Genomic DNA, 311 nt, shown 5'->3' on the forward strand with positions numbered 1-311 from the left:
ACGCTCCAACAGCACACCGACCGTCTCGCCCCGCCGCACCCCACAACCCACCAGATGACGCGCAAGCCGATTCGCCGAAGCGTTCAACTCCCCGTACGAGATGCCCCGCCCCTCGAAACCCACAGCGGTGGCATGGGGAGTCCGCGCCGCCTGCTCCTCGAAGATCTGGTGGACGCAGTCCCACGACACCATCATTAGATCCAACACTATTATGTAGGTCGTGGGCGTTTCGGTTTGTACGCAGTGGAGTGAAGACGGAGATGTGTCACGGGACCGCGTTTATTGACACCTGCGTTTATGACGATACGTCG

Annotated in this window: 1 protein-coding gene; it reads right to left on the reverse strand. The window is 60.1% G+C overall.

What is annotated here, in order from left to right:
- Positions 1-195, reverse strand: a 195-nt coding sequence (locus PUR26_RS00080; protein WP_329867998.1) for an AMP-binding protein, incomplete at its 3' end; no start/stop codon positions are given.
- Positions 196-311 lie beyond the last annotated feature (116 nt).

This window comes from Streptomyces sp. SP18CS02 (genome assembly GCF_036322365.1).
Lineage (GTDB): Bacteria > Actinomycetota > Actinomycetes > Streptomycetales > Streptomycetaceae > Streptomyces.